The organism is Nocardia sp. NPDC059195 (assembly GCF_042754695.1).
Taxonomy (GTDB): domain Bacteria; phylum Actinomycetota; class Actinomycetes; order Mycobacteriales; family Mycobacteriaceae; genus Nocardia.
Genome location: NZ_JBHZBG010000011.1, coordinates 158,098 through 170,248, shown reverse-complemented (window position 1 = coordinate 170,248; position 12,151 = coordinate 158,098). Strand labels below are relative to the sequence as shown.

Genomic DNA, 12,151 nt, shown 5'->3' with positions numbered 1-12,151 from the left:
CGCAACCGCTGCGGGTCGCCATGCTGACCCGGGAATATCCGCCCGAGGTGTATGGCGGTGCGGGAGTTCATGTCACCGAGCTCACAGCCCGGCTGCGCGAGCTCTGTGATGTCACCGTGCACTGTATGGGCGCGCCGCGCAACGGTGCCGTGGTGCACCGCCCCGACCCCGAGCTGTATGCCGCCAACGCCGCGTTGCAGATGATGTCGGCGCAGCTGCGGATGGCCGATGCCGCCGGCGGTGTGGACGTGGTGCATTCGCACACCTGGTACGCGGGCTTGGCCGGGCATCTCGCCGCCATGCTGTCGGGGATTCCGCATGTACTCACGGCGCATTCGCTGGAACCGCGCAGGCCGTGGAAGGCCGAGCAGCTCGGCGGTGGCTATCGGCTCTCGTCGTGGTCGGAACGCACTGCGATGGAGCACGCCGATGCGGTGATCGCGGTGAGCGAAGGCATGCGTCACGACGTGCTCGACGCCTACCCCGCGATCGATCCCGATCGAGTTCATGTGGTGCACAACGGTATCGACGCGAGTGTGTGGCATCCTGGCCCGCCCGCCGGTGCCGAGGTGCCGGTGCTCGACCGGCTCGGGGTGCGCGCCGACCTGCCGATCGTGTCGTTCGTGGGGCGGATCACCCGGCAGAAAGGCGTCGGGCATCTGCTCGCCGCGGCCGCCTCGTTCGACCCCGATATCCAGCTGGTTCTGTGTGCGGGCGCGGCCGATACCAAGGAACTCGAGGTGGAGGTCGCCGCCGCCGTCGCCGGATTGCTGCGGCAGCGCGGCAACGTTTTCTGGGTGAAGGAGATGCTCCCCGCCGAGCAGGTCCGCCAGATCCTGTCCGCCTCCTCGGTATTCGTGTGCCCGTCGGTGTACGAACCGCTCGGCATCGTGAACCTGGAGGCGATGGCGTGCGCGACCGCCGTCGTCGCTTCCGATGTGGGTGGGATTCCCGAGGTGGTCGTCGACGTGGTCACCGGCCGATTGGTGCACTACGACCCGGAGGCGACGGGGGAGTACGAGCGGGGACTCGCGGCCGCGGTGAACGAGGTCGCGGGGGATCCTGCGCTGGCCGCGCGTTATGGCGAGGCCGGGCGGGCGCGGGCGATCGCGGAGTTCGACTGGACGCGGATCGCCGAGCGCACGCTCGAGGTGTACCGGAGCGTTTTGCGCTAGGGCCGAGCACTGCCGACGGCGCGGGAGGCCGAAGTGTATTGCCGGGGTCTGACGGCAGCATGCCCAGCTGGGTCTCGGTGCGACGTGTGCGGTCAGTTGCGCGGTAAGTAGGTCGACACGGTTACCGAGGCCGTCACTTCGGTGCTGTCGGGTAGCGCCGCGATGCGTGGGTCATCGGCGGGGGTGCCGTGGAAAGCGGACGGCCCCATCGCGACGACATTGGTGACGTCGGGGCGCGACAGCTTCATCGGGAACTCGACGAGGGTGTGCTCGGCGCGGGTGAAGGTGCCTGCCAGGGAGTCGGCCAGGCGGCGGTCCTTGTCGGGGTCGACACTGACCATGCCGAGGGGGCCGATCAGCTCGCCGAGATGACGAGCCGTTGGCGTGACGACGACGAAGCGCCCGCCCGGCGCGAGGACGCGGGCGACTTCGGCGGGGTTACGCGGGGCGAAGACCGAGAGCACGCCGGTGGTGGCGTCGTCGCGCACGGGCAGCCCACGCCAGGCGTCGGCCAGCACGGAGGCCATCCGGGGGTGCGCGCGAGCGGCTCGGCGGGCGGCAGGCTTGGCCACATCCAAGGCGATGCCGAGGGCGCCGGGATGCGCGTCGAGCACATCGGCGAGGTAGTAGCCCGTGCCCGCGCCGATCTCGAGCACCGTGGGATCGGTGTCGAAGGCGCGAGCGATCGCCGCGGCGATCGGGGCGAAATGGCCCGCACCCTGAAAAGCGGCGCGGGCGTCGAGCATGTCGGCGGTATCGCCGGTCATTTTCGTCGATGCGCCGGTCAACAGCCCGACATAACCCTGACGGGCGATGTCGAAGCTGTGGCCGGTACCGCATCGCAGCGCACGATCGTGCGGTTGCAGTTCATCGCCGCACTCCGGGCAGGCCAGAAGTGCGGCGACCTCGGTCAGCGCATTCAGCTGGTGACGCTTTTCAGTTCGTCACCGAGCGCCGCAGCCTCGTCCGGTGTGAGTTCGACGACCAGACGCCCGCCACCCTCGAGTGGAACCCGCATGACGATTCCACGACCTTCCTTGGTTGCTTCGAGGGGACCGTCCCCGGTACGGGGCTTCATGGCCGCCATCCTCTGCTCCCTCCAGATCTGCGCGGTGGTTCTGCGCACTGTTTTCTCGTCTGCCGGTTGTCGCCAACCAGCGGGCTCGCCGGGTGTTCGGCGGGCCACACCGGTCCTATTCTTCCCTATTGCCGTCGCGGGCGGACACCTGAGTGCGAAATGTGACTGCCGAGTCGGTTCCGTTCGGTGCCGCGCTCACCCAGCAAACCTCCAGGTGATCGTCCACCATGCCGGTTGCCTGCATGAGGGCATACGCCGTCGTCGGGCCGACGAAAGCGAACCCGCGACGCCTCAATTCCTTTGCCAGAGCAATGGATTCAGGTGTGGTGGCGGGCACATTCGCGATCGAGGTGGGCCGTGGGCGTGGCGCGGGTGCGAACGACCACACCAGCTCGTCGAGACTCACCGGCAGGTCGCGAGCAACCCGGGCGTTGTTGATCACCGCGTCGATCTTGGCGCGGTTGCGCACGATGCCGACGTCGGCGAGCAGCCGCGCGCGGTCGTGATCATCGAATTCGGCGACCTTCGCGATCTCGAACCCGGCGAACGCGGTGCGGAAGGCGGGTCGCTTACGCAGGACGGTGATCCAGGCCAGCCCGGACTGGAATGCCTCGAGGCAGAGCCGCTCGAACATGGCGTCGTCGCCGTGCAGGGGCCTGCCCCACTCGGTGTCGTGGTAATCGCGGTACAGCTGTGAGCCGGTCGACCAGTCGCAGCGAACGAGGCCGTCGTCGGCGAGCTCGCTCACTCGCGATCCCTGCCCGCCGCCACCTGCGGCTGCCACTGCCGAGCCTGCGCCACCTCGAACTCGAGTTCATCGATCCGCGCGGCCAGCCTGCCCAGCGCCCAGTCGACCTCGCCGGCCTTGTATCCGCGCACCACCTGCTGGAACCGCAATGCCCGCACATCGGCCCCCGTGACCCCATCGGCGGGCAGCACGGTAGCGGTGGTCCCCTCGGGCAACGGCCCGAGCTCCTCGGACCGCCCGAACACCGCACTGGCGACGAGAAACAGCATCGCCGCGACCAACCCGACGATGAGCACGTATAGAAGCAGCGTCAGCATAGAAACAGCCTAGGCAACGCCACTGACAAGTCCTCAATCAGAGATGACGGGTGGTGTCGATTCCCAGGGACATGCCTGCCAGGCCGCGCTTGCGGACGGCGAGTTTGTCGGCCACGCCGCGCAGGGCGACGGCGGCCGGGTTCTCCGGGTCGGAGAGCACGATCGGGTTGCCTTCGTCGCCGCCCTCGCGCAGCGCCTGCTCGATCGGGATCTGGCCCAGCAGCGGCACATTCGAGCCAACGGCGCGGGTGAGGCGGTCGGCGACGACCTGGCCACCGCCGGAGCCGTAGAGCTCCATGCGGGAACCGTCGGGCAGGTCGAGCCAGGACATGTTCTCCACGACCCCGGCGATGCGCTGGCGGGTCTGGAGGGCGATCGCACCCGCGCGCTCGGCCACCTCGGCGGCGGCGATCTGCGGGGTGGTGACGACCAGGATCTCGGCGCTGGGGATGAGCTGGGCGATGGAGATCGCGACGTCGCCGGTGCCGGGCGGCAGGTCGAGCAGCAGCACGTCCAGGTCGCCCCAGAACACGTCGGCGAGGAACTGCTGCAGCGCGCGGTGCAGCATCGGGCCGCGCCACACCACGGGGGTATTGCCCTGGGTGAACTGCGCGATCGAGATCATCTTCACGTCGTGCGCGACGGGCGGCATGATCATCCGCTCGACCTGGGTCGGGCGGGCGTCGGTGCCGAGCATCCGCGGGATGGAGTGGCCGTAGATATCGGCATCGAGCACACCGACCGACAGCCCACGCTGCGCCAGCGCGACGGCCAGGTTGGCGGTGACGCTGGACTTGCCGACGCCACCCTTACCGGAGGCCACCGCGTACACGCGGGTCAGCGAACCGGGCTGGGCGAACGGGATGACCGGCTCGGCCGAATCGCCGCGCAGCGATTTACGCAGCTCGGTGCGCTGCTCATCACTCATCACATCGAGGTCGACAGTCACCGCGCCCGCGCCGTTGACATCCGCGACGGCCTTGGTGACCCGCTGAATGATCTCGGTCCGCAACGGGCACCCGGAGGTGGTCAGATAGATCTCGATATGCACATCACCGCTGTCGGCGATGGCGATGGACTTGACCATCCCCAACTCGGTGATCGGCTTGCGGATCTCCGGGTCGTCGACCTTCGCGAGCGCCGCACGCACATCCGCTTCCGTAATCACTGACATACCCCGATGTTATGCGCCCTTGGATCAGTCGACGATCCGGGGACGACAGTCGATGGTGGTGGGGTCGATTCCTAGTGGATCTGGGGCAGGTCCTGGGGCTTGGGGGCGAGGCCGCTGGAGTAGGAACCCGACCAGGCCATCACGTTGGCGACGTAGGCCATCGAGTTGTTGTAGCGCAGGATCGCCTTCGACTGCTGCGAGAGATCGCGCATGTTCAGGCCGCCGTCGCACAGGTAGCGGCCCGCGGTGAGGGCCGCGTCGAAGAGGTTCTGGGGATCGGCGATGCCATCGGCGTTGCCGTCGGCGGCGTAGCGGTGCCAGGTTTCGGGCAGGAACTGCATCGGGCCGATGGCGCGGTCGTAGCCGCCGAGGCCGTCGAGCTCGCCGCCGTCACTGTCGTGGATGACGTTGTTGCCCGAGAGGCTGCCGTCGAGGACGGGTCCGTAGACCGCCTTGATCGGATTGCCCTGCGCGTCGGCCTTGCCGTAGGCATGGGTGGATTCGACGCGGCCGATGCCCGCCAGCAGCGACCAGGACATCCCGCAGTGCGGATTCTCCACGGACAGTTGCTCTTCGGCGGTCTGATAGGCGGCGACGGCGATGCCGGGAATGCCGAGCGGACCCGCGGGCATATCGGCGGACGAGCGATCTCCCGACAGCGCAACGGTTTTCACGACCGGTGTGGCCGAGGCCGACTGCCGCGCTTCCGCGTGAGCGACCTCGGCGAATTCGGCCTGAGGCGCCGCGACCAGATCGGCCGCCGCCTCGGGCTCGGCGCCGGGCAGCAGGTCGTGCTCGACAGCTGCGTTGGTTGCCGTGGTCGCCTCGGTGGCGGCCGCGGTAACGGCTACCAATCCAGCGGGGACCAAACCGGTCAGTGCGATGAGCGAGCTACGCCGAACTGTCGTAGCAGGCTGTTTCCGATGACGACCCACTGTGTGGTGCCCTCCTCAACCGTGTTGGATGAGAAGAGATTACCGCACCCGAGACCTTTTTGTTACCCCTCTGTGATCTGAGTTTCGGTTTGATTTCTACGGAGCAGGTGCGGGGGCGGGCGGCAGCGGGATGACGATGCCGAACGGCAGCGTGATGCCGGGTTGCTGGGTCGGCGCCACCGGCGCTGGTTCGGCGGGTGCGGGTTCCTCGGCGGGCGCGACACCGGGTTCCGGTGTCTTCTCCGGCGTGGCGGGAGCGGGCTGCTCGGTGGGCTCCGCGGCGGCCGGTGTGCACGCGGCGGGTTCGACCACCGGTTGCTCGGGCGCGGCCGGATCCTTCGGTGCCGCGGCGCCGTAGGTCTGCTGGGCAGGCTTGTCGACGGGCTGCTGTTCGGGTGCGAGCGGGTTGGGCATCTGCGCGGGCACCGGCTCGCTCACACAGGTTTCGGGCGGCGCGACCGGCGCCGGGCAGAAGATGCCACACGGAATCGGCGGCAGACCGGGCAGCGTGATCATCACCTGGGTCGGCGTGGTGACCTTCGGCGTGGTGGGCGCGGGCGTGGTGGTAGTAGTGGGTGTGTTGGTCGACGCGGCCAGCACATTGGGCGCCACCAGCGGACCACTGCCCGGCGGGATGATCTCCGGCGAGATGGCCACCTGACTCGGTGCGCCGCCGGTGCGATAGGCCGCCGACCAGCTCAGCACATTGGCCGCGTAGGACATGGAGTTGTTGTAGCGCAGCACCGCTCGCAGTTCCTGGGCCGCCTCGCGCAGGTTCATGCCACCCGAGCAGAGGTACTTGCCCGCGGCCAGCGCGGCGTCGAAGACATTGTGCGGGTCCGAGGCACCGTCGCCGTTGCCGTCGGCGGCGTAGTGCACCCAGGTGCTCGGCAGGAACTGCATGGGACCCATCGCCCGCACGAATCCGCCGTCGGCTTCCTTGATGATCTCGTTGCCGGGCAACGTGCCGTCGAGGGCGGGCCCGAAGATCGGCGTCGTGGTCGTGCCCGCGGGGTCGGTGCGGCCACTGCTGGCGTGCCCGGATTCGATCCGGCCGATGCCGGCGAGCAGGTTCCAGGTGAGCCCACAGCCCGGCTGCGCCGATTCCAGGGCCAGCTCGGCATTGCGGTAGGCGGCGAGCACGATCTCCGGGATTCCGAGTGCGCCGCTGCCGATGGGTAGCGAAATGCTCTGTAGCGGAACGGTCCCCGCGAAGGGTGCGGCACTGTTGGCGTTCGGCGAGAGGGCACGCAACCTGCGCGGGGCCTCCTGCGCTACCGGTAACAGGCCGACGATCTCGGACGGATCGACTTCGGGCGTGTCCTCGGCGGTGCTCGCGGTGGCGGCCAGCAGGGCCTCCGGTGCGGTCGGTGCGGTGCTCGAGTCGCTCGTGTGCACCCCCGACCCCGAGGCGACGAGACCTGCGACTACAAGGGCCGACATCGTTATCGGAGCTGAGATTCGCACGGCCACACCCTTTTCGTCGAAAAGCAGCGGTGCCGCAGAGTCCCCCTCCGGCCCGCCCGGAACAACGTGATCCAGGTTACCTACCGGTCAGGAAGTTGTTGAGCATTTCCGGTCATGCATCTGGAGCACCAGGCGAAATCGGGGCGGAAGAGGGCGTTTGACCGGAGGTTTTCTTGCGGACCGCTTTCCGCTTTTTGTCCGTCTTCGGCGCGCCGTCGGGGGTGGTGACCTCGTCGATGCGGTCGAGCACGTCTTTGATCTCCTCCAGTTCCCGGCGCAGGTAGTCGCGGGTGGCGACCTCGCCGACCGCGAGGCGCAGCGAAGCGAGTTCGCGGGCGAGGAACTCGGTATCGGCCTTGGTCTGCGCGGCCCTGGTCCGGTCCTCTTCGAGTGAGACCTTGTCCCTGTTGTCCTGGCGGTTCTGCGCCAGCAGGATCAGCGGTGCCGCGTAGGCCGCCTGGGTGGAAAAGGCCAGGTTGAGCAGGATGAACGGGTATGGGTCCCAGCGCAACCACACCACGAACACATTGATCACGATCCACACGATGACGATCAGCGTCTGGATCGCCAGATAGCGTCCGGTGCCGAGGAACCGCGCGACCCGCTCGCTGGAGCGGGCGAACGCGTCGGAGTCCCAGTCGAAATTGAACCGCGACCCGACCGGGGTCTCCAGCCGCTGCCTGGCCGGATTCTTCTCACTCACGCCGAACTCCCGTGCACCAGGCTCGGATCGACCCGGCCCAGTGCCGGTGGTTCCTCTTCCCGCCAATCCTCGGGCAGCAGATGGTCGAGGACGTCGTCGACGGTCACCGCGCCGAGCAGGTGATTCTCCGCGTCGACCACCGGTCCGCACACCAGGTTGTAGGTGGCGAAATAGCGGGTCACCGCGGAGAGCGGCAGATCGGGTGACAGCGGCGCCAGATCAGTGTCGACGATCCCGCCCACCAGGTGCGCCGGCGGTTCCCGCAGCAGCTGCTGAATGTGCACGCAGCCCAGGTAGCGACCGGTCGGCGTGGCCGTCGGCGGTCGTACGACGAAGGCCATCGAGGCCAGCGCGGGCGTGAGGTCGGGGTCGCGGACCCGGGCCAGCGCTTCGGCGACGGTCGTCGCGGGTCCCAGCACGATCGGTTTGGGCGTCATCAGACCGCCCGCGGTGTCGGGGGAGTGCGCGAGTAATCGGCGCACCGGCTCGGATTCCTCGGGATCCATCAGCGCCAGCAGTGATTCGGCTTCGCTCTCCGGCAGCTCGCCGAGCAGGTCGGCGGCGTCGTCGGGGTCCATCGCCTCTAGCACGTCGGCGGCGCGGCGCACCTCGAGATGGCCGAGCAGGTCCACCTGGTCGTCGTCGGGCAGTTCCTGGACCACATCGGCCAGGCGTTCGTCGTCGAGGGCGATCGCCACCTCGATACGACGTTTCTCCGGCAGCTCACGCAACCGATGCGCGACATCGGCCGCGCGCAGCCCCTCGAACTGGGTGAGCAGGGTCGTCACATCCTGGCCGGGCCGGGCCACCTCGGCCGGGGTGAGCCCGTCGACCAGCGACCACTCCACGACGTGCACCGCGCGCCTGCGCCCGATCCGCCGATGCCCGCGCACCGCGACCCGGCTGACGATCCAATCCCGTGTTCTGGTCTGCTCCATCCCCAGATCGGCGACGAGCACCTCGACGTCGGCCAGATCCGGCAGATCCGGGTCGTTCACGCGCACCTGCGAGTCCACGATCTGTGCCAGGGCGAGGAGTTCGCCCGCGCGCTGGGCGAATCGGCGCAGGCTCACGGTCCCGGTATTGAGCGTGACCATGCCCGGTTCGATCGCGGTGACCCGCAGCATCGGCACGAAAATTCGTCGCCGGGTGAGCAATTCCACGACGAGCCCGTGCACGCGTGGCGGCTGGCGCCCGTGCCGGACGGCGACGACCACGTCGCGGACCCGGCCGATAGACTCCCCGTCCGGACCCAGCACCGTCAGGCCGGCGAGCCGGGCGACATACACCCTGGTGGTTGCCATGACCATCAGGTTATCGGTCGGGGACGGCCGGATCAGCCAGGAGGCGCTCCTCATGAAGCCACGTCGTTCGGTACTCGCCGTACCGGGAAGCAACCCGAAGATGATCGCCAAGGCGAAGACTCTGCCGGTGGACGAGGTGTTCCTCGACCTGGAGGACGCGGTCGCCCCCGGCGCCAAGGCCGCCGCGCGGGCGAACATCGTCGCCGCGCTGAACGAACCCGGCTGGGGTGCGCAGTTACGGGTGGTGCGGGTCAACGACTGGTCGACCGAATGGACCTTCGCCGATGTGATCAGCGTGGTCGAGGGCGCGGGCAGATGGCTCGACGCGATCCTGCTGCCCAAGGTCACCGATGCGGGTCAGGTGCAGGCCCTCGATCTGCTGCTGACCCAGCTGGAGAAGGCGAGCGGCCTCGAGGTCGGGCAGATCGGTATCGAACCGCAGATCGAGAACGCGCTCGGCCTGCGCAATATCGATGCGATCGCCACCGCGAGCCCGCGCGTGCAGGCGCTGGTGTTCGGGCCCGCCGACTTCATGGCCAGCATCAATATGCGCACGCTGGTGGTCGGCGAGCAGCCGGAGGGCTACGACGTCGGCGACGCCTACCACCACATCCTGATGACGATCCTGCTCACCGCCCGAGCACACGGCCTGCAGGCGATCGACGGACCCTACCTGCAGATTCGCGATGTCGATGGTTTCCGGCGGGCCGCGGGCCGTACGGCCGCACTGGGTTTCGACGGCAAGTGGGTGCTGCATCCGGGTCAGGTGGACGCGGCCAACGAGATCTTCAGCCCACGCCAAGCCGACTACGACCGCGCCGAATTGATCCTGGAGACCTACGCCTTCCACACCTCCGAGGCAGGTGGCGCGCGTGGAGCTGTCATGTTGGGAGATGAGATGATCGACGAAGCAAGCGCCAAAATGGCTCAGGTTGTAGCGGACAAAGGCCGTGTTGCAGGAATGACAAGGACTGACGCTTGATTCCTCAGGTGGTAGCGGACAAGGGCCGTGCCGCCGGGATGAGGCGTTTCACTGCGGCACAGTCGGTCGACGAATAGCAGAATAGGACTATGACGAATCCCTTGGGCAACTCGAATCGCGGGCGGCAGGCGTTGCCGACGCCGCCGTCGGGCTGGCCGGTCGGCTCCTATCCCACCTACGCCGAGGCGCAGCGTGCGGTCGACTACCTGGCCGACGGGCAGTTTCCGGTGCAGGACGTGACCATCGTCGGTGTCGATCTGATGCAGGTCGAGCGGGTGCTCTACCGGCTGACCTGGGGCAAGGTCATCGGCGGCGGTGTGGTGTCGGGTGCGTGGCTCGGCCTGTTCCTCGGTCTGCTGCTGAGCCTGTTCACCACCACCGGCGGTGCGCTCGGACCGCTCGTCGTCGGTCTGCTCGGCGGCATCGTCTTCGGTGTCATCACCACGTCGATCCCGTACGCGGCCACCAAGGGTCAGCGCGATTTCGCCTCGACCATGCAGTTGGTCGCGGGGCGTTACGACGTGCTGTGCGATCCGAAGTCCGCCGAACAAGCCCGCGACATGCTGGCCCGATTGGCCCTGTAGCGCAATGGATGTAGAGAACACGGTCCGCGCCGCGGTGCTGGATCACTTCGATGTCGAACGCGCACAGGTCGATTCGGCCTCGGTGACCTTCCTCGGGCTGGAACCCGTCGAGATCCTGCGTATCCCGGGCGACGGCGCGGTCCACTACGCCACGCTGGGCGGTTCACGTCATCCGATGGGTGATCCGACCGATCTGCTGGCCGACCCGGTGCGCGGACCGCGCGCCGAACTGATCCTGACGCTGTTGATGAGCGCCGACCCGCAGGTCGGGGTGGCCAAATCCCTCGGGGTGTTGGTCGCCTCGCCGTCGGTGGAAGGTGTTGTGCTGCAAGCGGACGCGCTCCTCGATCTCGGCGAACCGCTGTGGCGCAACGCGAAGTTCACCGCGGTGGTGCTCGGCGACAGCGACATTCCCGCGATCCCGCTGCCCGATCCCGCCGACCCGGTGCGCTACCTCAGCGTCACCCCGGTGACCGCGACCGAGGCCGCCTGGGTGCGGGTGCGCGGTGCGCAAGCGTTGCGCGACGCCTGGGCCGAGGCCGGTATCGACGTGCGTGATCCCGAGCGCGGTGCGGTGAACCTCTAGAGCCACCCGTTACGGCGGAAACTACGTAACAACAGGGCGCACAGCACCGCCATGAGCGCCATTACGGCGGGATATCCCCACACCTGATGCAGCTCCCATATGTGGTCGAAGTTCATGCCGTAGACGCCCGCGATCATCGTCGGCACGGCCGCCATCGCCGCGTAGGCCGAGATCTTGCGCATGTCGGTGTTCTGCTGGACGCTGATCTTCGCCAGTGCCGCGTTCACCAGCGCATTGAGCGATTCGTCGAAGTAGGTGATGTGCTCGGAGACACTGGTGTGGTGATCGGCGACGTCGCGCAGGTAGCGACGAATCTCCTTGGGTAGCGGCAGGTCCTGGTTGTGGACCAGTTGCTGCAACGGCACTCCGAGCGGCCCGACGGCCCGCCGCAGTTCGACGACTTCACGTTTGAGCTGATAGATCGACCCGATGCCGATCTTCGACGACGGCGTGAACACGGCCTCTTCCATCTCGTCGATGTCCTCCTCCACCGATTCGGACACCTCGACGTAGGAGTCGACCACGTGGTCGGCGACCGCGTGCAGCACCGCGCACGGACCGAGCCGCAGCTGATCGGGATTGCCCTCCAGTTCCCGGCGCACCCCCGCGAGGCCGGTGTGTTCGCCGTGGCGCACGGTGATCGCGAAATGCGGGCCGGTGAAGACCATGATGTCGCCGGTCTCGACGATCTCGCTGATGGCGTGGATATCGTGCTCGATGTAGCTGACGGTGCGCATGACCAGGAACAGGGTGTCGTCGTAGCGCTCCAGCTTGGGGCGCTGGCGGCCATGCACGACGTCTTCCACCGCGAGCGGGTGCAGGTCGAAGATCCGGGCGATCTCGTTCATCTGCGACTCGTCGGGATCGTGCAACCCGACCCACACGAAGCCGGATTCGGTCTTGCTCGCCTCGCTCAACGCCTGGTGCGGGGTGAAATGTCCCGGCGTGCGTGTGCCATCGACGTAGACACCGCAGTCGACGATGGCTCGCGCGGTCGGCACCGGTATCCGCGGTCGCGGATGCGTGGCCCGGCCAGGGCCACGAAACGACGGCATCGGCGGTAGGGAGGGCACCAGCGTGATCCTACGGCCACCGCCT

Annotated in this window: 14 protein-coding genes; 4 read left to right on the top strand and 10 right to left on the bottom strand. The window is 67.9% G+C overall.

Going from position 1 to position 12,151, the window contains the following annotated elements; all coding sequences use genetic code 11:
• The first annotated feature begins 8 nt into the window (after positions 1-8).
• A complete protein-coding gene (glgA, locus tag ACFXKN_RS16805) occupies positions 9-1,175 on the top strand; it encodes a glycogen synthase (protein ID WP_378943044.1) in 1,167 nt (388 codons plus the stop codon).
• Positions 1,176-1,267: 92 nt separating this feature from the next.
• On the opposite strand, the gene ACFXKN_RS16800 is transcribed toward glgA, so the two are convergent.
• The 9 genes from ACFXKN_RS16800 to ACFXKN_RS16760 all read right to left on the bottom strand — a co-directional run bounded on the left by ACFXKN_RS16800 (position 1,268) and on the right by ACFXKN_RS16760 (position 8,901).
• On the bottom strand, positions 1,268-2,098 hold the full coding sequence (locus tag ACFXKN_RS16800; RefSeq protein ID WP_378943039.1) for a putative RNA methyltransferase: 831 nt from the start codon (positions 2,096-2,098) through the stop codon (positions 1,268-1,270).
• Positions 2,095-2,262: a DUF3117 domain-containing protein gene (locus ACFXKN_RS16795; RefSeq protein WP_011211259.1), complete on the bottom strand. Its 168-nt coding sequence runs from the start codon at positions 2,260-2,262 to the stop codon at positions 2,095-2,097. The genes ACFXKN_RS16800 and ACFXKN_RS16795 overlap by 4 nt, the downstream gene beginning before the upstream one ends.
• Before the next feature lie 106 nt (positions 2,263-2,368).
• Positions 2,369-3,001 carry a DNA-3-methyladenine glycosylase I gene (locus ACFXKN_RS16790; RefSeq protein WP_378940527.1) on the bottom strand — a complete coding sequence of 211 codons (633 nt, stop codon included), beginning with the start codon at positions 2,999-3,001 and terminating at the stop codon, positions 2,369-2,371.
• Positions 2,998-3,318 (bottom strand): DivIVA domain-containing protein, encoded by a 321-nt coding sequence (locus ACFXKN_RS16785; protein ID WP_378940526.1) that lies wholly within the window; start codon positions 3,316-3,318, stop codon positions 2,998-3,000. Before ACFXKN_RS16785 ends, ACFXKN_RS16790 begins: the two co-directional genes overlap by 4 nt.
• A 37-nt stretch (positions 3,319-3,355) precedes the next feature.
• Entirely contained in the window at positions 3,356-4,492 is a 1,137-nt protein-coding gene (locus ACFXKN_RS16780; protein ID WP_378940525.1) for an Mrp/NBP35 family ATP-binding protein, read from the bottom strand.
• Positions 4,493-4,563: 71 nt separating this feature from the next.
• The gene (locus ACFXKN_RS16775) at positions 4,564-5,427 is read right to left on the bottom strand and encodes a lytic transglycosylase domain-containing protein (RefSeq protein WP_378940524.1); all 864 of its coding nucleotides are present in this window, start codon (positions 5,425-5,427) and stop codon (positions 4,564-4,566) included.
• Positions 5,428-5,523: 96 nt separating this feature from the next.
• Positions 5,524-6,894: a lytic transglycosylase domain-containing protein gene (locus tag ACFXKN_RS16770; protein WP_378940523.1), complete on the bottom strand. Its 1,371-nt coding sequence runs from the start codon at positions 6,892-6,894 to the stop codon at positions 5,524-5,526.
• Between the two features lie 112 nt (positions 6,895-7,006).
• Positions 7,007-7,597, bottom strand: a complete 591-nt coding sequence (locus ACFXKN_RS16765; protein WP_378940522.1) for a DUF1003 domain-containing protein — start codon at positions 7,595-7,597, stop codon at positions 7,007-7,009.
• Positions 7,594-8,901: a magnesium transporter MgtE N-terminal domain-containing protein gene (locus ACFXKN_RS16760; protein WP_378940521.1), complete on the bottom strand. Its 1,308-nt coding sequence runs from the start codon at positions 8,899-8,901 to the stop codon at positions 7,594-7,596. The genes ACFXKN_RS16765 and ACFXKN_RS16760 overlap by 4 nt, the downstream gene beginning before the upstream one ends.
• 52 nt (positions 8,902-8,953) lie before the next feature.
• Here ACFXKN_RS16760 and ACFXKN_RS16755 point away from each other — a divergent pair, with 52 nt between their 5' ends.
• The 3 genes from ACFXKN_RS16755 to ACFXKN_RS16745 all read left to right on the top strand — a co-directional run bounded on the left by ACFXKN_RS16755 (position 8,954) and on the right by ACFXKN_RS16745 (position 11,053).
• Entirely contained in the window at positions 8,954-9,883 is a 930-nt protein-coding gene (locus ACFXKN_RS16755) for an HpcH/HpaI aldolase/citrate lyase family protein (protein WP_379433353.1), read from the top strand.
• 89 nt (positions 9,884-9,972) lie between these two features.
• Positions 9,973-10,467 carry a general stress protein gene (locus tag ACFXKN_RS16750; protein WP_056813349.1) on the top strand — a complete coding sequence of 165 codons (495 nt, stop codon included), beginning with the start codon at positions 9,973-9,975 and terminating at the stop codon, positions 10,465-10,467.
• Positions 10,468-10,471: 4 nt separating this feature from the next.
• Positions 10,472-11,053, top strand: a complete 582-nt coding sequence (locus tag ACFXKN_RS16745; protein WP_379433334.1) for a suppressor of fused domain protein — start codon at positions 10,472-10,474, stop codon at positions 11,051-11,053.
• Here the strand turns inward: ACFXKN_RS16745 and ACFXKN_RS16740 are convergent.
• Positions 11,050-12,126 (bottom strand): magnesium and cobalt transport protein CorA, encoded by a 1,077-nt coding sequence (locus ACFXKN_RS16740; protein WP_379433333.1) that lies wholly within the window; start codon positions 12,124-12,126, stop codon positions 11,050-11,052. The two genes, ACFXKN_RS16745 and ACFXKN_RS16740, sit on opposite strands and share 4 nt — an antisense overlap.
• Between the last annotated feature and the right edge of the window lie 25 nt (positions 12,127-12,151).

Bases quoted from the DNA above. Each gene is read 5' to 3' on its own strand.
- ACFXKN_RS16795 (WP_011211259.1), bottom strand. From the start codon at position 2,262: ATGGCGGCCATGAAGCCCCGTACCGGGGACGGTCCCCTCGAAGCAACC.
- ACFXKN_RS16785 (WP_378940526.1), bottom strand. From the start codon at position 3,318: ATGCTGACGCTGCTTCTATACGTGCTCATCGTCGGGTTGGTCGCGGCG.
- ACFXKN_RS16780 (WP_378940525.1), bottom strand. From the start codon at position 4,492: ATGTCAGTGATTACGGAAGCGGATGTGCGTGCGGCGCTCGCGAAGGTC.
- ACFXKN_RS16760 (WP_378940521.1), bottom strand. From the start codon at position 8,901: ATGGCAACCACCAGGGTGTATGTCGCCCGGCTCGCCGGCCTGACGGTG.
- ACFXKN_RS16755 (WP_379433353.1), top strand. From the start codon at position 8,954: ATGAAGCCACGTCGTTCGGTACTCGCCGTACCGGGAAGCAACCCGAAG.
- ACFXKN_RS16750 (WP_056813349.1), top strand. From the start codon at position 9,973: ATGACGAATCCCTTGGGCAACTCGAATCGCGGGCGGCAGGCGTTGCCG.
- ACFXKN_RS16745 (WP_379433334.1), top strand. From the start codon at position 10,472: ATGGATGTAGAGAACACGGTCCGCGCCGCGGTGCTGGATCACTTCGAT.